Below are 26421 nucleotides of genomic sequence, written 5' to 3' on the forward strand. Positions count from 1 at the left end.
TTTTTCAGATTAAAATGTTAAGTTTAAACCAACCGCGAATGTTCTTGAAAATGGATAAATACTTTGAGTACTCTCTCCAAATTCTGGATCATATCCATCTTTTAAACTAGTAAATTCAAAAAGGTCATTGCCTGAAAAGTAAAATCTAACTTTATCAAATCCGATTTTTTGAGTCAAATCTTTTGGAATGGTATAACCAATTACAATATTTTTCAATCGTAAATAACGATTATTCTGTAACATAAAATCATTATTAGCCCAGTTGTGAGCAGATCGCACTATGTTATTGGTCATTCTTGGATATACAGCTCCTGTGTTCTCTGGTGTCCATGTTTTCCCAAGGTAAGCTGTCGTTTGGTTTGTCCAAACTCTATAGAAAGGATATCTCATAAAACCTGTTCTCAATACATTTTGTTCTAAAACACCTTGAAAAAATGCTGTAAAATCGAAACCTTTATATGAAGCTCCTAGGTTAATACCATAAATATAATGAGGAGCAGCGTCTCCCATAAATACAGCATCACCAGTATCTTCTGCACCACCAACATCATCGATATAACCATTACCGTCTGCATCAATTTTTCGTGTATCACCAACTCTTATAGCTTGATTTGCATCAGATTGTATTGGAAGTTCTCCTTGATTTACTGATGTATATGTAGTATAGTAATCATCTACCTCATCCTGAGATTGAAAAAACCCATCAGTTTTATAAAGGAAATAGGAATCTAATGGATATCCTTCTCTTGCACTAACCTGTCCTGCTGAAAATGAAGTAGCTCCTTGCATACTTACCAAATTATTCTTACTATCCGACATATTAAGAGAAATATTATAAGAGAAATCTCCTTTATTTTCTCTCCATCCTATCATTGCTTCCCATCCTGTACTTTTTAAATGTCCACTATTTGACTTAGGAGCAGTTCCTCCTAATACCGATGGATAAATAACATCTATTAACATCCCATTATTATCTTTTTGATAATAATCAAAACTACCGGTTAATTTATTACTAAAAAGACCAAAATCTAAACCAATATTGCGCATTTTAACTGCTTCCCAGGTTCTTGTTCTACTTGTTAAACCATTTACTCTAGCTGTATTTTGTAGACCTGGTGTTACACCAAAAGGAAGTGATCCATTACCAATTCTTGATACGTAATCGTATAGACCAATACCTACTTGATTTCCTGAAGTACCATAACTTCCTCTTAATTTAAGATAATTAACAAAAGTGCCTTCTAAAAATTTCTCTGAAGAAATTAACCAACCAGCTGTAATACTTCCGAAATTTGAATATTTAAAATTTTCAGCAAATCTTGAAGATCCATCTCTACGACCTACTAATTCTAATAAATATTTCTCTTTAAAATTGTAATTAAATCTTGAAATAGTAGAATAAATACCCCAATGGTTTGCACCTCCACCATTTGTAATATTATCAATAGGAGCAATTCCTAAATCATAAACACCAAAATCTTCAATTCCTTTACGTTCTGCTCTTAACAACTTTTCTTTTTGTCTTTCAGCAGTTTGACCTAACATGAACTCAAAATTATGACCATTTTCTGTTGAAATTTTATAGTTTGCAAACACACCATAATTTTCATAAGTTCTATTTAATGTTTCTGCCTTAATTAATGATGTTGAGTTAATTCTTTCTGGTGAAATCTGTCCGTCCCATGTATAAGGCTGTACTGTTAATCTATATTCATCTACTCTCTTTTGCATATCGCTAAATGAAGCATTTGCTTTAATATCTAGACCATCTATAATATTATATGTGGCATTGAAGTTTAACTTCGTGAATTTATCTTGAACACTTCTTTTACCTCCATCAGTTGTTGCAGCTGTAGAATTTCTATTTCCTGCAATTCCAAAATTTGCATACCACTGACCATATGGATTATAAGCCGGAAAAAAAGGTGGATCGTAAGAACCTGCAGTAGCATCTAAACCTGTAGAGGGACCTGAAACATTTGAAAGTTGATATACAATACCACTTTCAATTTTTAATCTATCACTAACATCAAAATCATAATTAAAACGGATACTTTGTTGCTTTTGACCATCATATGCTGTTTTTAATGCACCTTTATTATCTGCTAAACCAGCTGATAACCTGTATCTTGATTTTTCACTACTGCCTGATAAACTTAAATTATGTTGATAAGCCTCACTATCTCCAAAAAGTTCATCAAACCTAGTTGCTCTACCTATAAATATATCACCCCAAAAGCGTGTAGAATAAATTCCTTCTTCTCCATTTTGTAAACGCTCAAGATTTTCTTGAGTATCCCATCCCCAATAATCACGAGTTGCACCATCTTGTTCTGCAGCTTCTAGCCAAAGTGATGCATACTCTTCCATAGAAGGTGATGGAGGGCGAATACCAATTGTACTATATCTATAGCTACCACTATATTCAACCTTAATTCCTCCTTTACCTTTTTTAGTAGTTACCAAAATAACACCATTAGATGCACGAGAACCATAAATTGAAGCAGAACCATCCTTAAGTACACTAATAGAGGCAATATCATCTGGGTTCATTTGATAAAACTCTGAATTACTAACAACTGGAGAACCATCAATAATAATTAAAGGACCACCTCCATTTACCGATGTTGCTCCACGTATTTGCAAAGAGACACCTTCATTCCCTGGTCTTGGAGAGCTTCGTGTAACTGTTAAACCTGGAGTTTGACCTTGTAATGATAGAGCAGGATTTGTAATTGCTCTATCTTCAAAAACTTCGGACTTAATTTGTTCGATAGCTCCTGTTAATGATTCTTTTTTCTTTGCTCCATAACCAACAATAACAACTTCATCTAAAGCTGCTACGTCTTCTTTTATAGACACATTAATAAAATCATCATTAGTAATTTTTACTTCTTTAGTTATATAACCTATATAACTAAAGACTAAAACATCTCCAATAGATGCGTTAATAGAAAAGTTTCCATCAAAATCTGTTGTTGCTCCTCTAGTGGTTCCTTTTACAATAACATTTACACCTGGCAAGGTTAAATTATCATCTTGTGATGATACATTTCCTTTAACAGTAATATTTTGAATATCATCTATTTTTGTAATAGTAGAATTCGCTGTACTTGCGTACAATTTAGCAGAAAAACCACAAATCAAAAATGCCATTATCCAAATGGTTCCTGATAAGGATTTCATTTTTAACTGATTGCTTTTTAATTCACTCATAAAATTGTAATTTAAATTTTCGTAATTAGTTTTAGTTGTTTTTACAGTTAATACAAAACTAAGTTTGTATTAGTCATTCTTATTTTCTTTTGCTATTAACATTTTTTCTGTTAATGGATAAGTTTCAATAAAAATAACTTGATATGTAAAGTCTTTTCATAATCAAAAATGTTTTAGTTATAATTAATAAAATTGACTTTAAGAAAACTTCTTAAAATCACTTTACAATTTTATCACAAAAGAAAGATTGAAAGTGTAAATTAAAATTCAAATTTGATTATTTATAACCCATTTCACTATAAAACATAGGGTAAACAGCTGAATACAAGACTATTTTTGAAGACCTTTAAGTTTTTGCTCTAAATATTCAGTTGGAGTTAATCCGTATAATTCTCGGAAAGTTTTACTAAAATAAGCTGTTGAATTAAAGCCAGACATATGAGTAATTTCTTTTATTGAATATTCATTTTTAAATAATAATTCTGAAGCATATTTTAAACGAATTGTTCTAATAAAACTACTAGGATTTTGACCTGTAATAGAATTTATTTTTCTATAAAACTGAGATCTACCAATACCTATTTCACTTAACAAATTATCTAATTTATAATCTGGATCTGATATATTATCTATTATGGCCTTAGTAGCTTTATCTAAAAGAGCCTCATCTAAACTATTAGAGGTTATTTCACTAGATGAAACAACACCTCCTATAGAAGCAAACTTATCTCTCAATCTTTTTTTAGCTTCTAATAAATTTCTAACTCTTGCTTTTAAAATACTTACATTAAAGGGTTTTGACAAATACTCATCTGCACCAGTATTATAGCCCTCTATTTGATCTTCTTCAAGACTTCTTGCTGTTAATAAAATAATTGGAATATGACAAATTTCAATTTCAGTTTTTACTAACCTACACAACTCAAACCCATCCATTTTTGGCATCATAACATCGCTTATGATTAAATCTGGATGGTGTTTTTTTACTTTTTCTAATCCATCTTTTCCATTTACAGCTTCAATTATTTTGAATGAATTACTAAATTCATAAACTAAATGTTTACGTAACTCCTTATTGTCTTCTACAACTAATATAACTTGCTTTTTCTTTCCATCTGAACTAGAATCTAAATCTTTAATTTGTTTATCTATAGTATCTGTGGAAACTCCAATTTCATACTCTGTAGAATGTATACTGTTTAAATCAAATTCATTTAAATACTTATTTCCACTAATTATTTCATTATTTTCATTTTTGAGATTTAATGGAAGTAAAACAGTAAAAATGGTTCCCTCTTTATACTTACTTTCTACAAATATTTCTCCACCATGTACTTTTACAAGACCTTGAGTAATATTCAAGCCAATTCCCATACCCGTTTTAGTGTTACCTGCATTAACAAATCTTCCAAAAACATCTTTTAGTTGTTCTTTTTTAAACCCTATACCTGTATCTTTTATTTCTATTTGAACAAAATCTTTAAAAGTTTTCTTATTCAAAATTTTTGAAAACAAATCTTTATTTTTTTCATTAGGGTTAGAAATTGAAAGTATTATTTTGCCTCCATTTTTAGTATATTTAATAGAATTAGAAATTAAATTAGTAATAATTTTTTCTACTTTATCAAAATCAAAGTTCATAGGTAATTCGTCAAAAGAACTTTTAAATTCATACTTTACTCCTTTTGATTCTGCCAAACCTTCAAACAACTTATAAATCCCATTACTAAATTTAACAATATCTCCATGTACCAATTTTAGATGAACTTTTCCCAAATCCATTTTTCTAAAGTCTAATAATTGATTAACTAAATAATATAATCTTCTGGCACTTCTTTGTAAAGTATAAGCATTTAATTTTACAATTTCAGGATTATTAAATGATGAAATAATTTTATCTACAGGGTTTAATATAAGCGTTAATGGTGTTCTTAATTCATGAGAAACATTAATAAAAAAACTTAATTTCATTTGATCTAACTCATGCTCTTTTTCCTCATTTATAATTTTTTTATAATAATACATCCCAAACCAAAGAATAGCTAAAAAAAACAACACATATAGTAAATAAGCCCACCAAGTTTTCCATATTGGAGGAGCAACATCTATATTTATAGATGTAATTTCTGCTTCTTCCCAATTTTCATTGAGCGAAGCCTTTACCTGAAAAACATAATTTCCTGGTGGAATACTGGAATAATTTGCAGACCTGTCTTCACCTGCCCTTATAAAATTTTCATGTAAACCTAACATTCTATATGAATATTTTACATGCTTTTGATTTTTATAATTGAACGCAACAAATTCAAAGGACAAAAAGCCTTGATTATATTTTAACTCTAATACATCTGTATTAGAAATAGAATTCTTTAAAATTATTTTGTCTTCTATTTTCTGCCCAACTTTCACCACTTCGTTGAACATTTTAAGCTTAGTTATAATAGGCTTAATAGATTTTGACTTAATTACTATATCTTTTGGTTTAAATATGTTAAAGCCATTTATTCCTCCTGCAATTATTCTACCGTCGCTGGTTTTATCTATAGACTTACTTTGAAATTCTACACCTTGTACTCCATCTTGAGTGTTGAAATTATAAAACGTATCTTCTTTAACTTGATATTTTGATAAACCACTTTTTGTTGTTATCCATAAATTAAAATCATCATCTTCCTGTATGGCTAAAACTAAATTATTTGGTAATCCTTGTGTTGTTGTATAGGATTTAACTAATTTTAATTCAGCATCTAATTGATACATTCCTATATCTGTTCCTAACCAAATATTCCCTAAATGATCTTCTGTTATAAAGTTTATACGATTCCCTTGTATTGGTTGTTCTTTTAATTCTAAAAAATCTATTTTATTTGGTATATAACGATCTAAATTATCTAAATTCACAATAGCTAAACCTTGTGAAGTTCCAACCAATAACCTGTTTTTGGAATCTATAAAAATAGAAAATACAAGATCACTAATTAAGCTTTTACTATTATTTTGCTCGTATTTAAATTTTGTAAATTTTTTTGTAATTGGATCAAATAAATTTAATCCTTCTGTTTGAGTACCAACCCAAAGTCTATGTTCTTTATCTTCAACAGCACACCAAACTATGTTTTGTCCTATTGAATGTGGATTATGGTTTTGATATTTATATTGTTCAAAACTTTCCGTTTTAGGGTTAAACTTATTTAAACCTCCATCCCAAGTACAAATCCATATAGATTTATCAAAACTTTCAGATAAATACACTATTTTATCAGAGCTTAAAGTATTTGGGTTATTAGAATCTGCTCTATAATGTTTGAAAACCTCTTTATTTTCATCAAATAAGTTAAGACCTCCTCCATCAATTCCTACCCAAATTCTATCATTACTATCTTGTAAAACTGATTGTGCAATCTTAGAACTTAAACCTTTTTTATTTCCTAATTCATAAAAATAATGTCCAAATGACGATTTAGATTGCACCAATTTACTTATTCCTTTATTATAAGATCCAAACCAAAAAATCCCGTCTTTATCTTCTAATATATTTGCAGGCTGATTATTTGGGAGAGAGAATGCATTTAATGGATTATAAACTATATGCTGTAAAAGCCCTTTGTTTTTATCAAAAAGAAATAAGCCATCACCATCGGTAGCAATCCAAATAATCCCCTTGTCATCTTGATAAATATCAAATATTTGAGCATTACTTTCTTCTGAAAAAACCTTTTTAAATTCGTTTTTTTGCCTGTCCCAAACAATTAATAAAGACATGTTACTTCCAAACCAGAAATCGCCTTCTTTATCTACAAGTAATTCCTTAATTACATGATTTAATAAATAAGAATTTGGAATGTTTATTTTTATTCTATTAAAATTATCTTTTTCTGAATTATACGCATTAAGAAAATCTCCTTCTGAAATTGCCCAAATAACGCCATTACTATCCTTTACTATTTTAGTAACGTTATTATTATCTATAGAATTAGAATTATTTTTATTATTTGAATAATGCTTAATATTAAAATCTGTATTCCTTACTTTTTCACCTTTACTATCTATATTTAATTTACCAATTCCTTTTTTTGTAGCTATCCATAGTAAATTTGTTTCACTATCAAAAAATAAATCACTAATTATATTACTTTGATCTACAAAATCGAACTCATCACTATGCAATGGAATTCTATAAAATATTTCTTTCTTTTTATCAAATACATTTAATCCATTGTTTGTTCCTATCCATAAATCCCCCATTCCATCCTCAACAATAGCATTAATTCTATTATTACTTATAGATGTAGTATCATTTAAAATTGGTCTGTATGTTTCAAACATATAGCCATCATACCTATTTAAGCCATCAATAGTTCCAAACCACATAAAACCTTCACTGTCTTGAAATATTTCTGTACAAGTACTGCTAGACAATCCTTTACTTGTGTCTAAATTTTCAAATTTAAGATTAGAATATTGAGAGAATCCTTGTGCAGAAAATAATATTAGAAGAATAAATAAAACTCTTCTAAATAGCTTACTTAAAATAAAATATTTGCACATATAGTTTTGAAAGGTAAAAATTGATCTTTTTATAAATCTATGGATAGTTAATAAATAAGTGCTAAAATACAATTTAAAATTTTTTAGTATAAAACTAAATAACTTAAAATCTTATTTAGGGAATAAAAAAATAAAATAGGTTTATCACATCAAATTAAAAAACTTATCGATTTTGAGCTTATCAAGATATTTATAAAGGAATAACACTAATACAAAATTTCATGTTTATTATGTATAATTAAGGCTTAATTATTAGTTGAAAGCATCTAATAAAGTATTATTTAAACTCTAATCTTCAACATAAATTTTCATTTTTAAATTAGTTATCGCTATTTATATGAGAACATTTTGATTCTTAAAAACTGGTAAAACATGATATTACTGATAAAACTTAAAGGTCATCGGAGCATATTTCTCCGCAAAAGCCTTATATGTAGATTTAAGGCTTTTTTTTAAAAACCATAATAAGTTAAAAAGTATTATGGCTTAATAATTTATTCAGCTACAATTTTTAAATTATCATTTAAACTATTCCCTTTAATATTAAGTATATATATTCCTGATAATTTTTTATTGGCAATATTAATGGTAAAACGCCCATCTCCATTACTATCTACTTTTTCTTTAATAATCAACTTACCTGTAATATCACTTAAAGTAGCAATTACAAAAGGTTGATTATAAGATGGAATTTTTATATTAATTTGTTTAGCAACAGGGTTAGGATGTACACTAATAGTGTTCTTATTCTTACTAAATTCATCATTGATCGAAAGCACATTATGATATATACTTGACACCTCTGATGCACTCAACGGATAATTAAATATTTTAAGCTCATCTATTTTTCCTTTATAAGGAGCAGGATCTGTTCCGTTTAACAATTCTATTTCTCCTATGTTCCCTAAAATTAAATCACTTACTTCTGCAATACCAGTAACGCCAGTTTCATTAAGATCACTTAAAAAACTACCATTTAAATAGACTCTTAATTTATGAGCTGCAATATCTCTCATAACAACCACATGTTCCCAATTACCTGTAAAAAATTGTCCACCACTTATTGATAATTCCTTTTTGGTAACATTATCATCTATTGCAAAACGAAATTCACTATTTTTAAATTCAACATTAAAACGTTTACCTGTTGCACCCGTATCTGTATTTTTAACAAACGACCCTTTACATAATAAATAAGAACTAGCTGAACCTGTTGGCAATAAGTAAGTTTCAGCATTCATCCAAAATGAAATAGTAAATGAATGTTTATCAAGATACAATTGATCTTGATTTGGAATACTAGACATAATAGCCGCATTTGTTGCTGTTGAAAAACTTATAGCATTGTTTGCTTTTCCTGACACTCTTACACTAGCATTATCATAATTTACATCTAACGCTCCGTGGTTTTGATAACTTGTAATATCTGTAATTTGACCGCCATCAAACGGTGCTTCATTAAACGGCCAATACCCTACTTCTCCTTCTGCAATTTCTGTAATAGTTCTAAAAGTCCATACATCTCCTGTAGTATTCCCTTTATTATTAGAAGCATCTATTCGCCAAAAGTAATTAGTCCCTGGAGTTAGTCCTTTAACTTCATAAGTAGCGCTTAAAACATCTGCCAACTTATTAAGATTAGATTCATCGTCACCAAAATAAACAGTATAAGTTTCTGTATTAGAACTTCCATTCCATTTTAAAACAAGATTGGTACTATTTAATTCTACAAAATTAAAATCCATAGCAGGTGTTGGATTCGTTGTCTTGTCTGGTGCAGATGGAATAGCAGGTGTTATTAATGAAGCTATAGCGCTATAAACAGATGAATCAGTAACGTTTGTAGCTTTAACTCGATAGTAATATTTAGTATTTGGAATTAGGTCTGTATCATCAAAACTTTTGCTATTTGCTTCTAGTGTTGTTATAACAGAAAAATTATTGCCATCAAGTGAACGCTCTAAAATATAATTATCTTCATTATCTGCGTTATCACTCCAGTTAACAGTTAAAGAACTACTTGGAGGCACTTCTACTGATGATGCATTCGTAAAATTAATATTAGATGGCGGTATAATAAATTCTGGCGGTGTATCATTTACTAAGCCATTAATATAAACTTCAATATTTAAATATGGAGCGTTAGTGCTGCTTACTGTTAAAGCATCGGCTGCACTATTTTTATCTAAACCATTGGTATCTTCCCAAGCATCTGGTATACCATCATTATCAGAATCTAAAGGTGAAGGTGCTCCATAAACATGTCCTAAACCACCATTAATAAATGGTAAATCGGATTCACGGTAAACATAAAAAGCTTCAGTTCCTTTAGACGCTAAATTATCTATCATTAAGCTATCAACTTGATCGCGTTTAGGAAACGACGCTCCTACATTTAACACAGCTTTATCAAAAGCCTCTTGCGCTGTTAATGGTGCGTTTTTCATAGGATAATCATAAGGTGAAGGTTGAATACTTAAAGCATCACCTGTTGGATAACCTGATAAATCCTCAGAAACTAACGTGCCATCTAATATACCATTCTTATTATTATCAAAATAATTACCAGAACCATATAAAAAGAAATTAGAATTACCTCTATTAAACGGTGTAAATACTGAATTACTGGTATAAGGACCTCCAATAAAATAGTTATTGATAATGTTTACTTCTGAAGTTCCAGCCGAATCACCACCCATAATATAGGCGTCTCCAGATTCTGTATGCCCATAAGTATTACCATAGTTTCCCCAATTATAAACCACATTATTTACAAACTCGTTAATCCCTTTTACTTTAGGGTTTCGGGTTTTGTTACTGATATATAAATTACCAATAATGCTAATCTTACCATCTGATGGTTGCATTAAACCACCTGCTGAATGATTGTGCCTATGTAAACCTTGACCTATTATAGAATTTTGAATGGTTATATTATCTGGACTTGTGCCTTTTCCATCCCAATTAATAGAAAATACTTCATCTGTTCCCCAACTAACCGTCATATGATCGAAAATCATGTTAGCTCCATTTGACAAACCAGATGCATCTTGATTTTTAGCCCCTCCTACATAGCGAATACGAATATACCGTGAAATAGTGTTGCTTGCTCCAGTAAATGTTACTCTTGGACCCGCTAATACAATACCTTCTCCTGTAGCTGTTTGTCCTGCAATAGTAGTGTTCTTTGCTACTACAATTTGAGATTGCAAATTAATAATCCCACCTACTTTAAATATAACAAAACGCCCTTCTTGACTTACAGCATCTCGAAATGATCCTGCTCCGCTATCGTTTAAATTGGTTACTAAATAAATTTGAGGATTTGCATGTCCTCTTGCACCTGTTGTATACCTACCAAAACCTGTAGCTTCTGGAAAAGCTAAAGTCTGTGCATTTAAATTTAAATTGAATAGAACAAATAAACTTGTGAGTACAAATTTAAATAATCGATTACATATTAATGCGCGTAGTTTCATGTAAATTGGTTATAGTTGGTTATTATTCATTTCCTATTCAAAACTAAAAGATTGAATTGAGAAAGGACTAACTTACCATAAATAAATTAGTTACAAAAAGGAATTTATTAAAATCAAAAAAAACATTAAATACGTTAAGTCCTTAATGCTTTTTATTAAGATGTGCTTAGCAAAAGGAAAAATAAAATTGACATTAATAATGCATTTCGTCGATTTTTTTTGCTTTTCATGGATGATTGTCGATTTTTATACTATATTTGTTCCGAAAAATAGTTTGCGAAGAGTTTATTAGCCCTTATAGTAGATGTTTTTTACATAAACTGTTTAAATAATTAATAATAACAATAAAAAAATATGTGTAGCTATGTAGAATAAAAGTGTATTTGGACGATTATATTTGTTATGTCCTCTCCTTTACTAATACTTTTACAGTCACCCTACATAATTGGTTAATAGCACTTTAAACCAAATCAAATTAATCTATTATTAAAATAATTTTTAATAATAGTAATTTATGTTTTTGCAATGCCCTAAAGTTAACTATTTATGAAGAAAATTATTTTTTACAAAATCTTCTTTTTGTTTTTTATATTACTATCTAGTAGTAATATAAATGCTCGTAATTTGAGTAATAACCCTACTCCTGCTACACCAATATATAATATACAATATAAAGTTGTTTCTTTTTTTGTTGAGTTGTTTGATGATGATGAAACGATAATTATAGATAATGATAAATCATCAATAGAAAAAACATCTATTACTTCGGTAGCTAATTGTATTGGTAATTATACTATCAATTTAGATGCAACTGGTAATGCTATACTAGACCCTGCAAATTTAAATAATGGAAGCACAGGAGGAGGTGCTTTAAGCTTTTCGGCAGATAGAACTAGTTTTAGTTGTGCTGATATTGGGTTATCTCCTATAACAATAACTTTAACAGTTACTGATACCAGTGATAATAGTACAGATACATGTACTACACAAGTTACTGTTGAAGATAATGTACCGCCTACGGCACTTTGTCAAAACATAACGATTCAACTAGATGCTGCTGGTAATGCTTCTATAGTTGCAGATGATATTGATGGTGGTTCTTCTGATAATTGTGGATTTACTTTAAGCGCATCTCAAACAGCTTTTACTTGTGCCAATTTAGGTGCTAACAATGTAACCCTTACGGTTAATGATGGTAATGGTCAAACTGATACTTGTGTTGCAGTAGTTACTGTTGAAGATAATGTACCGCCTACCATAACTTGCCCTGGAAACATATCAACAAATAATGATTCTGGAAACTGTTCTACTGTTGTAACTTATAATGTTACTTCTTCAGATAATTGTACAGGTGAAATAATTACTCAAACATTAGGATTGCCTTCTGGAAGTGCTTTTCCGGTTGGAACAACTACAAATACGTTTGTTGTAACTGACACCTCTGGAAACACCTCAACTTGTAGCTTCAATGTTACAATAACTGATACCGAAGATCCTACCATTTCATGCCCTAGTAATATTACACAAAACACAGATCCTGGACTTTGTTCAGCAATAATAAACTATACGATTCCTACTGGTACAGATAATTGTCCTGGAGCAATAACAACACAAACAGATGTTTCTGGATTAACTTCAGGCGATGCGTTTCCTCTAGGCGTTACAGTTATAGAATATACTGTTACTGATAATGCTAACAGACAAGTTTCTTGTAGCTTTACTGTTACAGTTATTGACAATGTAGATCCGGTTACACCTATATTAGCCGATATTACTGGTGAATGTACAGCAACTGCAACAGTACCACAAACTACAGATATTTGTGCAGGTGTTATAAACGGAACAACAACAGATCAATTAACATATTCAACACAAGGTACACATGTTATTAATTGGACATTTAATGATGGTAATGGTAATTTTATAACTGTACCTCAAAATGTTATAATTGAAGATACTACCGATCCAATTATCCCTAGCTTGCCTACGATTACTCATGGTTGTAGTTATTCACCTTCGGTACCAACAACAACCGATAATTGTTCGGGAACATTATTTGGATCTACTAACATCTCTTTTCCAATAACAACAACTACTACTATACCATGGGTATTTGACGATGGAAATGGAAATATTATAACTGCTAATCAAATTATTATTATTGATCCAATAACAATCTCTTTAGATTCAAAAAGTGATGTGCTTTGTTATCAAGGAAATGTAGGAGCAATAAACGTTAGCGTAACAGGAGGCACACCTAATTACACTTATTCTTGGGTTGGTCCTGGAGGGTTTACAAGTTCTTCTGAAGATATATCAAATTTAATTGCTGGAACATATGGTTTAACTCTTACAGATACTAATAATTGTAGTGCAACATATAATGTTGTAATTACCCAACCTACTAATCTTTCTGGAACTATAGCAAAAATAGAAATTACTTGTAAAGATGCTAATGATGGTGTTGCAACAATAAATCCATCAGGAGGTATTGGTCCATATACGTATGTTTGGAATACCGGTGAAACTTCTCAAACAATTAGTAATTTAGCTCCTGGTAATTATTGGGTTGATGTAACCGATGCTAATAATTGTACATCTAGAGTTACTACAACATATAGTAACCCAACGGAATTGATTACGAGTGGTTCATTTACACAACCTAGTTGTAATGGAGATTCAGACGGTACTGCAACAGTAACAGCCTCTGGAGGTACGGCTCCATATTTTTACTTATGGAGTAATAATGCTGGTGTAGGTTTAGCTAGTGTAGATACCGTAAGTAATTTACCTACTGGATTTTACTCAGTAACTGTTACTGATTCTAGTGGTTGTTCTGAAGTTGTATTTATTCAAGTTACAGAACCAGACGTGCTTACACATACCGTGTTAGGACAAGAAGGTTGTTTTGGAGGTACTGGTGGATCTGCTACTGCTGTTCCTAATGGTGGAACTGGTCCATTTACATACTTATGGAATACAGGAGCTACAACTCAAACAATAACAAATTTAATACCAGGAACATATTCAGTAACGGTTACTGATGTTAACGGATGTTTTTCTTCATCAGTTAGTGTTACTAATGCTTTACCAACTCAACTTGGAGTATCTGCTACAGGAATAAATACAACTGGCCCTGGACTATCTAATGGATCGGCTACTGCCAATCCTACTGGAGGAGACGAACCATATACTTATTTATGGGATGATGGACAAACCACACAAACAGCAACTGGATTAACTGATGGAACTTATACTGTGGTTGTAACTGATGAAAGCGGTTGTACTGCAACTACAAGTATTAATATTGGTGACCCTTTAGTCATATCAATGACGACTTCTAGCGAATGTATTGGAGAAGATGATGTAGAAACCATGACTATTGTGCCCGTAATTCAAGGAGGTCAAGCACCATATACTTATTCTTGGGATTTTGGTCTAGATGCCATACCAGCTACTGGCACTAATTCAGGAACACAATCAGTTGAATACGCTACAGCTGGTGATAAAATAATAACATTAACTGTATCAGATAATACAGGGCAGTCTGTTACCATAACACAAATACATAATATAAGAGTTTGTTTCGAGTATAATGTTGATTGCGACCGTTGTGTTTCCAATGATTACGATTTTACTGACTTTTTTATTGGAGATGAAAATGGTACACCCATTGAGCAATGTTCTGGTGGAGACGCATTACCTGTATATGTATGGTTTACGATAACAAGTAATGCACAACCTAAGTACAATTTATATGTAATAGCTGGATATCAAGTTACTGATCCTTTTACAGGATTAGCAACAACACAATCAGTTGAAGATTGTATTTATCCAGGTTCACCTGCTATTCCTATTCCAGATGGACAAGGAAGACTCTTATTAGATTCAGATTATATTTGTGGTAGTGAAATTGAAATTACAGGATTGTTATTTTCATGGAAACAGAGAGCACAAAATAGTTGTGGACCAGCTGCACCTAAATGTTTTTGTGCTGCAGGAGACCTTACAGTTGAAACACCTTTAACAGCTTTTATAAATGGTACAGATGCTTTATGTTTTGGAGACAATAGTGGTACAGCTACTGTAGAAGCATTTGGAGGAACAGAACCTTACTCTTATTTATGGTCTGATGGTCAAACGGGTGCAACTGCAACGGGCTTAATCGCTGGTGTATATACAGTAGTCGTTTCTGATGCTGATGGAACAACTCTACCTGCACTTTCTGTTACAATTGGACAACCAACAAGTTATCCTGATGTTACTGCTACTGCCGTTGATTTAAATGGTGTAAATGTCTCTTGTTTTGGAGATACAAATGGTTCTGCTACAGCGGTAGCATCTGGAGGCACACCTCCTTATACGTATCTGTGGTCTAATGGTCAAACTACTGCAACAGCAAGTAGTCTTGGTGTTGGAGATTATACAGTAACAGTAACTGATCTTAACGGTTGTATAATAACTGATACCGTTACTTTAATTGGTCCAGATGAAATTGTTTTATCTATAGCACCAACGGACCCGACATGTTTTGGTTTTAACAATGGTTCTGCAACAGCTTCTGTTACAAGTGGAGGAACAGCTCCATATTCCTATCAATGGAATAACGGAGATACTACTGCAACAGCTAATAATTTACAAGCAAACGTATCATATTCTGTAACTGTTACAGATGTAAATAATTGTACAAGTACAACCTCGATAACACTTTCTCAACCTCAACAATTAACTGTAGCAACCAGTAGAACAAATACAGAATGTTTTGGTGATTCTAGTGGAACAGGAACAGCTATTCCTAGTGGTGGAACTGCTCCTTATTCTTATTTATGGTTTGATGGCCAAACGACTCAAACTGCAACAGGATTACCTGCTGGTGGTCCATATACAGTAACTGTTACAGATGCTCAAGGGTGTCAACAAGGTGCACAAGTTATCATTTCTAATGCTCCTGTTATTACTGCTACTGCGTCTTCTAGCGATTTATTATGCTTTGGAGATACTAACGGTACAGTTAGTGTTATTGCTAATGGAGGTACACCAGGCTACACATATGCTTGGGATACAACTCCAGTGCAAACTACATCAACCGTTTCTGGCTTAGGAGCTGGTACCTATACTGTAACAATTACCGACAGTAAGAATTGTCAAGTTACTGCCAGTACAACAATAAGCGAACCTACAGAACTTACAGCTAGTATAACTGGACAAAACCTAAATTGTTTTGGTGATAATAGTGGTTCAGCAAGTGTTACTGTTTCTGGAGGCACAACACCATATACTATTACTTGGTCAGATGGTCAAACAGGTCTAACAGCAACTGGATTAAACGCTACTACTCATAATGTTTCTATTGTAGATGCTAATTTTTGTACTAGAAACTTACAAATATCTCTAAATCAGCCATTAGAAATCACAGATGCTAATGCTGGTGTCGATCAAACTCCATTGTGTGGTACTGAAAATATAACACTAGCTGCGAATAACCCTGCTGTTGGAGAAGGTTTATGGACTATTATATCAGGACCTATAGACGGGAATGAAGTTTTTTCTAATCCATCTAGCCCAAGTTCTAATTTTTATAGCCCTAATGAAGGAACTTATGTTTTACGATGGACAATTTCAGACAATATTAACTCATGTCCTAGTAAAACAGATGAGATGTCAGTGACTTTTAGCACATGTAGCAGTCTTGATTTTGATGGTATTGATGATAATGTCAATTTTAATAATAATTTTAACTTAAATTCTACGCCATTTAGTATTGAAGTCTGGATTAAATCTGAAACTACAAATACAAATACACAAACTATTTTATCTAAAAGGTTTGCTAATAATTTATCAACTGGTTATGATTTAAGGTTAGTAAACAATAAAATTTCATTCAATTGGAATGGTTCTGAATCTATTGCTTCAAACTATAATATAGATGGTAATAGGTGGTATCACATAACAGTTGCTTTTGATGGTTCAAATTATAATCTATATATAGATGGAATTTTATTAAAAACGACTACAGGCAATGCTCCTATTATTAATAATGCTGACTTTATTCTTGGAGCTATGGATCAAAATATAAATGCTCCTTTTAGGCCTGTAAACTATTTTTATGGATGGCTGGATGAATTAAAAATATGGAACATTGCTTTAAACGAAGATCAAATTCATCAAATGATGAACCAAGAAATCGAAAATAATGGAGCATTAGTTCGTGGTAGTATATTAAATGAAGATATAGCAGGATTAACTTGGAATAATTTAATAAGTTATTATCAAATGAACCAAAGTACAACAGATATTGCTAATGGCTATTTAATGCCAAATGCAGGATCTTCTCAAGGAAAGCTTATTAACATAACTACTTGGCAAGAGGAAACTGCACCACTTCCTTATTTTACTAAAAACTCTGGTACATGGATAGATACGAGTATAAGTACTCCATGGCAATGGGGTAATAGCGTTTGGGATTACCCTAATTCTAATGGAATAGGAAAAGACATAAATGATCTTGACCCAAGCCATCCAGCTAATTACAAAACACCTATAGATTGGAATATTGTTGTGTCCTCTCATAATTTATTATCTGAATCAAAAGACATTACCCTACTAGGTTTATTAATGGATACACCTAATACAAAATTAACAATTACAAGTCCTGGTGCTAATCAAGACGAAACTAATTCTGGACATGGGCTATGGATAACCCACTACTTAAAATTAGATGGAATTATTGATTTAGTTGGAGAATCTCAATTAATTCAAAAAAGATATACTGACTCACAAGTAAGTGAAAGCATTTTAGATGTTACAAGTGGTGGACATATAGAACAAGACCAACAAGGTTCAACCAATTATTTTAATTACAACTATTGGTCATCTCCAGTTAGCATAATAAATACAAGTAATAATAATGTAGATCATAATGTAAGTACAGTAATGTTTGACGGAACTAACTCTGCTACACCATTAACATTACAATGGACAAATAGTGCTTTTGCAAACCCTAGTACAAGTGGTAAGACTTTAAGTAGACGTTGGATATATGCATACGAAAATTATGCATCAAATACCTATGCCAAATGGAGATATTTAGGAGAAACTAGTAATTTCAAGGTTGGCTTAGGGTATACAATGAAAGGAAGTGGTGCCGCTAGTACATTACAAAATTATGTTTTTATAGGAAAACCCAACAATGGGACTATTACTTCACCTATTACTATAGGTAATGATGCCTTAATAGGAAATCCATATCCTTCTGCATTGGATGCTCAAGAATTTATTAAAGATAATATACCGCTACTAAATCCTAATGGTGGTGCAACTACAGCTAATCCAAATACTACAGGAAGTATTAACGGTTCCTTATATTTCTGGATTCATTTTGACTCTAATAACACCCATGTTTTAAAAGATTATGAAGGTGGATATGCTATATATACTCTTGCTGGTGGAATATCACCTCCAACTGGAGAAGTATATAATACAACTGATAATTTTTATATAAGTGGTTCAGGTAGTTCTAGTTTAATACCAGGAGATTATATTCCCGTTGGACAAGGATTCTTTACCAGTTCTGCTAGCACCAATAAAATTAGTAACAATATTAAGTTTGAGAATGACCAACGTGATTTTCAAAGAGAATCATCTACTAATTCTATATTTTTAAAATCTAGAAAAACAAAAAATAATAACGATAATTCGTCTAATACAATTTCTGGTAATGACAACCCTATCCAGCGAATAAGACTAATTTATAGTACTCCTGAAGGAGCAAGAAGGTATTTATTACTTGCCTTTACTCCAAATAATGAAGCTTCTGATAATTTTGATTATGGTTATGATGCCAAAGTTTTAGATAATAATCCTAATGACATGTTATTTCTAATTGATAATGAAAAATATGTTATACAAGGTGTTGGAGTATTTAATGACACCAAGCAATATCCAATTGGCTTATTTTCAAAAACAGGGGGCTCTATTGAAATAGCTGTTAGTGAGTTAGAAAATATGCCTGCTGACACAAAAGTTTATATTTATGATTCACTACTAGGAACTTACACCAAAATTAATGGAAATAATCAAAAATTTGAAACGTCATTAGATGTAGGTGATTATACTGATAGATTTTTTATAACCTTTGCAAAAGACAATAATTCTTTATCTGATGATGATATAATATTAGATAATGTAATTGTAAACTACTTAAAAAATAGTAAAGAGATATTTATTAAAATACCTAGTAATAATGAAGTAAAGCAAGTTTATTTAACAAATATGTTAGGTCAAACAATAAAAACATGGAATAAAACCAACTCTCCTTCATTATCTAATGAAATGAGAATTCCAGTTAGCAAGAGTATTTCTGAAGGAACTTATATTATTATTGTTCAAACACCAACTGGTAGCATGAATAAAAAAGTTGTTATTGATAAATAATTAATTACAAAAAAATATATTACGCTATTTTTGTAGGTTAAAACTTAATTATATACAAAAAAATGCATTTCATCGTTTTTTTATGTCGTTTTATAGTGTTTAATAGAAAGTAAATTTATATATTTGATATATAAATATTTATTGTCAATTAAACCCCAAATCTAATGACAAGAATTACAAACATATTCCTGATAATGCTTCTTTTTGTTTTTACTAACAGTATAGCAAAAACTAATAATGAAATAAATAATAGTAGTTTAAACGTTGCCTATAGTAATATACAACGCATACGTATTGATTTTAAAATGCCTAACGGCTTTACAAGACATCTATTATTAGCATTTACAAAAGACAATTCGGCTAGTGATGCTTATGATTATGGTTATGATGCCATAAATAAAGATGATTACCCATATGATTTAAATTGGCTAGTAGATAATCAACGATGTACTATCCAGGGTGTAGGATCATTTGATGAAAATAAAAAATATCCATTCTGGATGTTTATGTCACAAAATGGAAATATTGAAATAGCATTAGATACATTAGAAAACTTCGACTCTCCAATTGATATATTCATATACGATAGTTTACTTAACACATATACTCAAATCAATAGTTCAAATTATGCTTCTAATGTTGACAGTGGAGAATACTCAGATCGATTTTATATAACTTTCAAAAATGAAAGTAATGCAAATAGTGTAAATAGTAGTGTAGCTAAAAGCATATTGAATATTGAAGAAAGTAATATAGAGAAAACTAAAATTAGCTATTTAAGTAATTCTAAAGAATTATATGTAAATACAAATGCATTAACCAAAATTAAAAATATTAATGTTTATAATATGCATGGTCAAAATGTAATATCTGTTATAAAAATTAATTCTAAAACAATTAAAATCCCTATAAGAAAAATAAAGTCTAATTATGCAATAGTAAGCATAGAAACAGATCTAGGAAGACTTGTAAATAAGAAAGTTTATATTAATTAAAAGATTAACATTAACTTCTTATAATTTAAATTATTGTATAATCTTACATCAAAAATCACAACAAAAAATCAAATTAGATAACATTATTGGTTTAGTTTAAAAATTTGTTCTAAAAGCAACCATTTCTCTCCCTCTTTAGCCCAAGGTATCTTTTGTTGGTATTTCCACATTAAATCCTCCCATGCTTGTACATTAATATTAGAAGCATCATTTTTAGCTTTAACTTCAAATGAAAACGTATCATTGGCTTCAATAATCATAAATAATCTATTACCATTATTATAGATTTCCATGGTTTCAATTCCAGAATTCTTAATACTTTTAATGACTTCTGGCCAAACAGATTTATGATGTTTTTTATATTCTTCAATTAATATAGCATCATCTTTTAAATCACAAAAAAGGACAAACTTTTTCATCTGTTTATAATTATTTTTTGATTGGTCTGAAGTAACATTCATTTAATTATTTCTTTGAGTATTGAAAATTTGGTTATGAATGTTTCATGATATTTATTATATAATTTTTGTTTCATGCTTCTTAAATACATATATACCATACCAAGCTATATATACAAAACAAAGTAGTGGTAAAATAAAAGAAAAACTTACCTCAGATACTCCCATTATTGTAGTATCCGCAACACCATTTCCTCCTTTATCGATTATCATTCCTTGTAACATAGGCATTAAAGCACCTCCTACAATAGCCATTACTAATCCTGCAGATCCTACTTTAGATTGTTCTTCAGTTAAATCATTTAACGCAATACCATATATAGTTGGAAACATTAAAGACATACAGAAAGAAATACCAACTAAGCTATATAATCCAAACATACCCTGAATAAACATTGTGCCTGCTACAAAAACAACTGCTAATAAAGCAAAAAACATTAGCAATTTACCTGGGCTCATAAAACGCAACATAGCAGTTCCAACAATACGACCAACAGTAAATAATATAAAAGCTATAAACTGATAATCAAATACATCAATTTTTTCATAACCAACTACACCTACATTAGCTAAATCAATAGCTTCTGCATATTGATAGATATAAGTCCATGTCATGATTTGTGCACCTACATATAATATTTGAGCAAGTACCCCCAAAATATATTTACTATTACCTGCTAGCTTTGAAAAAGTACTACCTAAACTAGGCATGTTTACTTCTTCTTTAGATTGTGGCATCTTATTAACCAAAAACAAAACAAATACAGCCGAAATAACCAAGCCTAAAACAACATAAGGGTCACGAATCACAGCTAAATCAGCCATTCTTATCATAGCTCTTTTAGCTTCATCTAAAGCACTAAAATCGGTAATATCATCAGACTGTAAGTTATCATAAACAAAATATTTAGCAACCAACAAGCCAGCCAATAGCCCTATTGGATTTACTGATTGTGCTAAATTTAATCTTTGGGTAGCTGTTTCTTTTGCGCCCATAGCTAATATATATGGATTTGCTGCTGTTTCTAAAAAAGCTAAGCCAAAAGTTAACACATATAAACCTAAACAGAAAAACCAAAATTTTTCCGTAATAGCAGCTGGATAAAATAATAAAGCGCCTCCAGCATATAAACCTAAACCTATTAATACCCCTACTTTATATGAATATTTACGCATAAACATAGCCGCGGGTAATGCCATACAAAAATAGCCACCATAAAACGCCATTTGAACCCAAGAAGCTTGTGTATTTGATAATTCTAAAACCTTTTTAAATGCATTTACCATTGGGTCTGTTACTGCATTAGCAAAACCCCATAATGCAAATAAAGAAGTGACTAAAATAAAAGGAACAATAATGCTTTTTGAAACTACAGGAATCTTAGTTGATTTACTCATTCTTATCATTAATTAGTTAGTAAAGCAATATTACTAAAAAAGTATTGATAAAAAAACAAATGTTTAATATACACTTATTCTGTTAATAAAGCTCGGTCTAAATGAACATAGCCACCATCAACTGTAATGAATTGACCTGTAGTATGTGATGATATTTCAGAAATAGTAAACAAACATTGATTTGCGATTTCTGAAGGTGTTGTCATTCTGTTTTCCAAAGGTATTTTTTTTACAATAGATTGAAGTTTTTCCTCTCCGTTTTCCAACGTTTTAATCCAAGTATCGTAAGCAGGTGTCCAACTTTCGGCAATTACAATAGCATTTGAACGAATGCCATATTTAATTAAATCGACTGCCCATTCTCTTGTTAAGCCATAAACACCACCTTTAGCAGCTGCATAACCAGAGGTTTCTCCTTGCCCAGTTAGCGCTACTTTAGAACCAATATTTAAAATGTTTCCTTTAACTTTTTTAATCATAGGTAAACAATACTTCGTCATTGCAAAATAGCTAACCATATTTAATTTAATAGAATACATAAAATCGTCCATAGAAGCATTTAAACCTGCACCATCATTAACACCTACATTATTTATAAGCGCATCTACTCTACCGTATTTGTTTTCTATAACTTTTGTGGCTTGTTCTATTTGTTTATAATCAGATAAATCTGTTTTTACAAATAAAGCATCAATACCTTGTTCTTGTAATGCTTTTTCATATCCAAATCCACGATCGTTACGACACACAATTACAGGAATAGCTCCTTCTGCGGCTAAATGCTGTACAATGGTTTCTCCTATACTACCTTTAATTCCTGCAGCTCCAGTTACAACTACCACTTTTCCTTTTAAACCTAAATCCATGATACTTATTTTAAATTATAAAATTGAATAGCATTTCTCCCCATAATAGCTTCTTGTTCAGTTTCTGAAAGGTTTGCTATAAAATTTGTGACAATTGATTTTACTTGCGAATAATTTCCAGCCACCAAACACACCGGCCAGTCCGAACCAAACATAATACGTTTTGTTCCAAAAGCATTTAAAACTAAATCCATATAAGGCTCTAGCTGCTTTGGTGTCCAAGTATTATAATCTGCTTCAGTTATCATTCCAGAAAGTTTACAATACACATTTTCTTGCTTTGCAATTTCTTGCATAATTACGGCCCAACCATCAAAAAAATCATCTTTTATATAGGGTTTTGCAATATGATCGATTACAAATTTCTGATTTGGAAAACGTTTCACAAACTCTAAAGTTGCTCCTAATTGATGCGGAAAAATTAATACATCATAAGTAAAGCCATGTGATTCTAATTTTGAAATGCCTCTTAAAAAATCTGGACGTAACAAAAAATTAGGATCTGCTTCTTCTTGTACGACATGCCTAAAACCTTTCATTTTATTAAATGCACTGTATTTTTCTAAATCAGAATCAAGAGCATGTCCGCGCAAATCTACCCAACCAACTATGCCCTTAATAAAATTATTACTAGATGCTAAATCTAACAAAAAATCATTTTCAGCTATAGTTTGGTCTGCTTGAACTGCGACACATCCATCAATACCATTCTCATGATATACTTTTTCTAAATCTAATGGTAAAAAATCGCGACGAATAACAGCCATATCGTCATCAAGCCATTCGTGTTTAATAGGTTCATATTTCCAAAAATGTTGATGCGTATCTATTATCATTATAATATCTTTTTAATTAAAACTTACAGTTGCTTTTATAACGCCAGTTTCAGGCTTTAACCAACTATCAAATTGTGCTATCATATCTGTATAAGGTACAGAGTGCGTTATAAAAGAGTCTGTTGGAAATTGATTTAGCACACTTATAACATGTTCAAAATCTTCTGTGGTTGCATTTCTACTACACATTAAAGTCATTTCTTTAGCATGTACTGCTGGATGATTATAAGTTAATTCGCCTTTAGATAAACCAACTAAAACAAATCGGCCGCCATGCGACATATAACTAGGGCAAGCTTCTAAAGCAAATTTATTTCCAGACGCATCAAATACTGCTGTACATAAATCGCCATTTGTAATTTCAGAAATATCATTTACAGCATTATCTCCCGCTTTCACTATATAATCAACACCTATTTTTTCTTTAGCATATTGCAATCGTTGCTCATTCATATCAATGGCAATCACTTTTGCACCAGCAATTTGCGCTAATTTCATAATACCAATACCAATAGGTCCGCAACCAACAACAGCAACCGTTTCACCTGGTTTAATATTTGCTCTTCTAACTGCATGTGCTCCAATAGCTAAAGGTTCTACAATAGCCATTTCGTTATCAGATAAATTATTAGCAGGTAATAAAATATTAACAGGCACAGAAATTTGTTCTTGCATACCGCCATCTGCATGCACACCAAGTACGCGTATATTTGTGCAGCAATTTGGGTTTCCATTTTTACACGCTATACATTCTCCACAACTAACATAAGGCATCACTACAACTTTATCTCCTGCTTTAATACCTTTTTCATTAGTATCAATTTCTATGACTTCTGAAGCTAATTCATGACCTAAAATTCTAGGGTATGTAAAAAAAGCTTGATTTCCTCCATAAGCATGGATATCGGTTCCGCAGATACCTACTTTGCTAATTCTTAATAAAGCCTCTCCTGATTTTCTTATAGGTGCATCTTTTTCTTTTAAGATAAACTCACCTGGTTTTTCACAAACTATGTACTTCATGCTTCTATTTAATTGCTATTATTAATTCAATTATACAAATTGTTTTAAGACATAATTCCCTTTATTATTGTATTAGAAAAATAATAAATTATATTTGTTCAATCGATTGAACAAACTTATCCTTTTTTTTGAAAAATAAAAAGAAAATAACCATAAAAGATATTGCTAATGCTTTAAACATTACACCTTCTGCTGTATCAAAAGCTTTAAACAACCATCCTAGAATTAGCGATAAAACGAAAGCAGCAGTAAAGCAAATTGCAGAATCATTAAATTATCAACCAAACCACATAGCTACAGCTTTACGAAAAGGAAAAAGTAATTTAGTTGGTGTCATGATACCTAGAGCTAACAGTCATTTTTTCTCTTCAGTTGTTGAAAAAATCGAAAACGTTTTAAGTAAAGAGGGCTATAATATTATTATAACACAATCAAACGAATCGTTTACAAGAGAATGTAAAAATATTGAATCGCTGCTTTTAACTCAAGTGGATGGCATCATTGCATCAATGGCTAATGAAACAAAAACATTAGAGCATTTCGAAAAAATAAAATCTAATGGTGTTCCCTTAATTATGTTTGACCGTGGTGAAGACGCTTTAGCTGTTGATTATATTGGAATTGACGATTACCAGAGTAGTTTTAAAATTATTGAACACCTTAAAAATCAAGGATGCAAAAGAATTGCCCATATTGGAGGACATAATCATACTAGAATTTACAAAAACAGAATTGTAGGTTATAAGGATGCGCTTTTAAAATATAAGCTTCCAATTGCTGAAGAATTAATTTCTGAAAGCACTTTGTACATTGAAGATGGTCGGAAAATTATGAAAGAATTATTAGATCTTTCTGAAAGACCAGATGCTGTTTATGCGGCAGGCGATTTTGCGGCTATGGGAGCACTTCAAGTCATGGAAGAAAACAATATTCGGGTTCCAGAAGACATTGCGTTAGTTGGTTTTAGTAACGAAACCTTTACATCTTTTGTAAAACCTTCAATCTCCACTATCAATCAGCGTAGTGAAATTATAGGGCAATTAGCTGCCGAAACATTTTTAAAAAGAGTCAATACTCCTAATTGGAAACCAAAATTAAACAATACAATCATAGATTCTGAACTCATTATTAGAGATTCTTCTTTAAAAAAAATTGAATAAAAACTTAAT

Annotated in this window: 11 protein-coding genes; 3 read left to right on the forward strand and 8 right to left on the reverse strand. The window is 31.0% G+C overall.

The window, feature by feature from the left end:
• Positions 1-9: 9 nt before the first annotated feature.
• The 3 genes from ACH5TW_RS02335 to ACH5TW_RS02345 all read right to left on the reverse strand — a co-directional run bounded on the left by ACH5TW_RS02335 (position 10) and on the right by ACH5TW_RS02345 (position 11243).
• Positions 10-3216 (reverse strand): SusC/RagA family TonB-linked outer membrane protein, encoded by a 3207-nt coding sequence (locus ACH5TW_RS02335; protein WP_439334869.1) that lies wholly within the window; start codon positions 3214-3216, stop codon positions 10-12.
• A 330-nt stretch (positions 3217-3546) separates the two neighbouring features.
• Positions 3547-7764 carry a hybrid sensor histidine kinase/response regulator transcription factor gene (locus ACH5TW_RS02340; protein WP_439334870.1) on the reverse strand — a complete coding sequence of 1406 codons (4218 nt, stop codon included), beginning with the start codon at positions 7762-7764 and terminating at the stop codon, positions 3547-3549.
• A 494-nt stretch (positions 7765-8258) separates the two neighbouring features.
• Entirely contained in the window at positions 8259-11243 is a 2985-nt protein-coding gene (locus ACH5TW_RS02345) for a LamG-like jellyroll fold domain-containing protein (protein WP_439334871.1), read from the reverse strand.
• Between the two features lie 546 nt (positions 11244-11789).
• Between ACH5TW_RS02345 and ACH5TW_RS02350 the strand changes: the two genes are divergently transcribed.
• Positions 11790-19676: a DUF8693 domain-containing protein gene (locus ACH5TW_RS02350; protein WP_439334872.1), complete on the forward strand. Its 7887-nt coding sequence runs from the start codon at positions 11790-11792 to the stop codon at positions 19674-19676.
• Between the two features lie 164 nt (positions 19677-19840).
• Entirely contained in the window at positions 19841-20671 is an 831-nt protein-coding gene (locus ACH5TW_RS02355) for a DUF8693 domain-containing protein (protein ID WP_439334873.1), read from the forward strand.
• An 83-nt stretch (positions 20672-20754) separates the two neighbouring features.
• Here the strand turns inward: ACH5TW_RS02355 and ACH5TW_RS02360 are convergent, their stop codons facing one another.
• The 5 genes from ACH5TW_RS02360 to ACH5TW_RS02380 all read right to left on the reverse strand — a co-directional run bounded on the left by ACH5TW_RS02360 (position 20755) and on the right by ACH5TW_RS02380 (position 25252).
• Positions 20755-21090, reverse strand: coding sequence for an L-rhamnose mutarotase (locus ACH5TW_RS02360; RefSeq protein WP_439334874.1), 336 nt, complete (start codon positions 21088-21090; stop codon positions 20755-20757).
• A gap of 96 nt (positions 21091-21186) precedes the next feature.
• Positions 21187-22527 (reverse strand): L-fucose:H+ symporter permease, encoded by a 1341-nt coding sequence (fucP, locus tag ACH5TW_RS02365; RefSeq protein WP_439334875.1) that lies wholly within the window; start codon positions 22525-22527, stop codon positions 21187-21189.
• 74 nt (positions 22528-22601) lie between these two features.
• Positions 22602-23393: an SDR family oxidoreductase gene (locus tag ACH5TW_RS02370; protein ID WP_439334876.1), complete on the reverse strand. Its 792-nt coding sequence runs from the start codon at positions 23391-23393 to the stop codon at positions 22602-22604.
• Positions 23394-23398: 5 nt separating this feature from the next.
• Positions 23399-24229, reverse strand: coding sequence for an amidohydrolase family protein (locus ACH5TW_RS02375; protein WP_439334877.1), 831 nt, complete (start codon positions 24227-24229; stop codon positions 23399-23401).
• Positions 24230-24241: 12 nt separating this feature from the next.
• A complete protein-coding gene (locus ACH5TW_RS02380; RefSeq protein ID WP_439334878.1) occupies positions 24242-25252 on the reverse strand; it encodes a zinc-binding alcohol dehydrogenase family protein in 1011 nt (336 codons plus the stop codon).
• Between the two features lie 128 nt (positions 25253-25380).
• On the opposite strand from ACH5TW_RS02380, the gene ACH5TW_RS02385 reads away from it, so the two are divergent.
• Positions 25381-26412, forward strand: coding sequence for a LacI family DNA-binding transcriptional regulator (locus ACH5TW_RS02385; protein ID WP_439334879.1), 1032 nt, complete (start codon positions 25381-25383; stop codon positions 26410-26412).
• Positions 26413-26421 lie beyond the last annotated feature (9 nt).

The sequence above is a fragment of the Thalassobellus sediminis genome (assembly GCF_044386045.1).
Classification (GTDB): Bacteria; Bacteroidota; Bacteroidia; order Flavobacteriales; family Flavobacteriaceae; genus Thalassobellus; species Thalassobellus sediminis.

Excerpts from the sequence above, each read along its gene's own strand:
- ACH5TW_RS02355 (WP_439334873.1), top strand. The coding sequence starts at position 19,841 with ATGACAAGAATTACAAACATATTCCTGATAATGCTTCTTTTTGTTTTT.
- ACH5TW_RS02345 (WP_439334871.1), bottom strand. The coding sequence starts at position 11,243 with ATGAAACTACGCGCATTAATATGTAATCGATTATTTAAATTTGTACTC.
- ACH5TW_RS02375 (WP_439334877.1), bottom strand. The coding sequence starts at position 24,229 with ATGATAATAGATACGCATCAACATTTTTGGAAATATGAACCTATTAAA.
- ACH5TW_RS02380 (WP_439334878.1), bottom strand. The coding sequence starts at position 25,252 with ATGAAGTACATAGTTTGTGAAAAACCAGGTGAGTTTATCTTAAAAGAA.
- ACH5TW_RS02360 (WP_439334874.1), bottom strand. The coding sequence starts at position 21,090 with ATGAAAAAGTTTGTCCTTTTTTGTGATTTAAAAGATGATGCTATATTA.
- fucP (WP_439334875.1), bottom strand. The coding sequence starts at position 22,527 with ATGAGTAAATCAACTAAGATTCCTGTAGTTTCAAAAAGCATTATTGTT.
- ACH5TW_RS02370 (WP_439334876.1), bottom strand. The coding sequence starts at position 23,393 with ATGGATTTAGGTTTAAAAGGAAAAGTGGTAGTTGTAACTGGAGCTGCA.
- ACH5TW_RS02350 (WP_439334872.1), top strand. The coding sequence starts at position 11,790 with ATGAAGAAAATTATTTTTTACAAAATCTTCTTTTTGTTTTTTATATTA.
- ACH5TW_RS02340 (WP_439334870.1), bottom strand. The coding sequence starts at position 7,764 with ATGTGCAAATATTTTATTTTAAGTAAGCTATTTAGAAGAGTTTTATTT.
- ACH5TW_RS02335 (WP_439334869.1), bottom strand. The coding sequence starts at position 3,216 with ATGAGTGAATTAAAAAGCAATCAGTTAAAAATGAAATCCTTATCAGGA.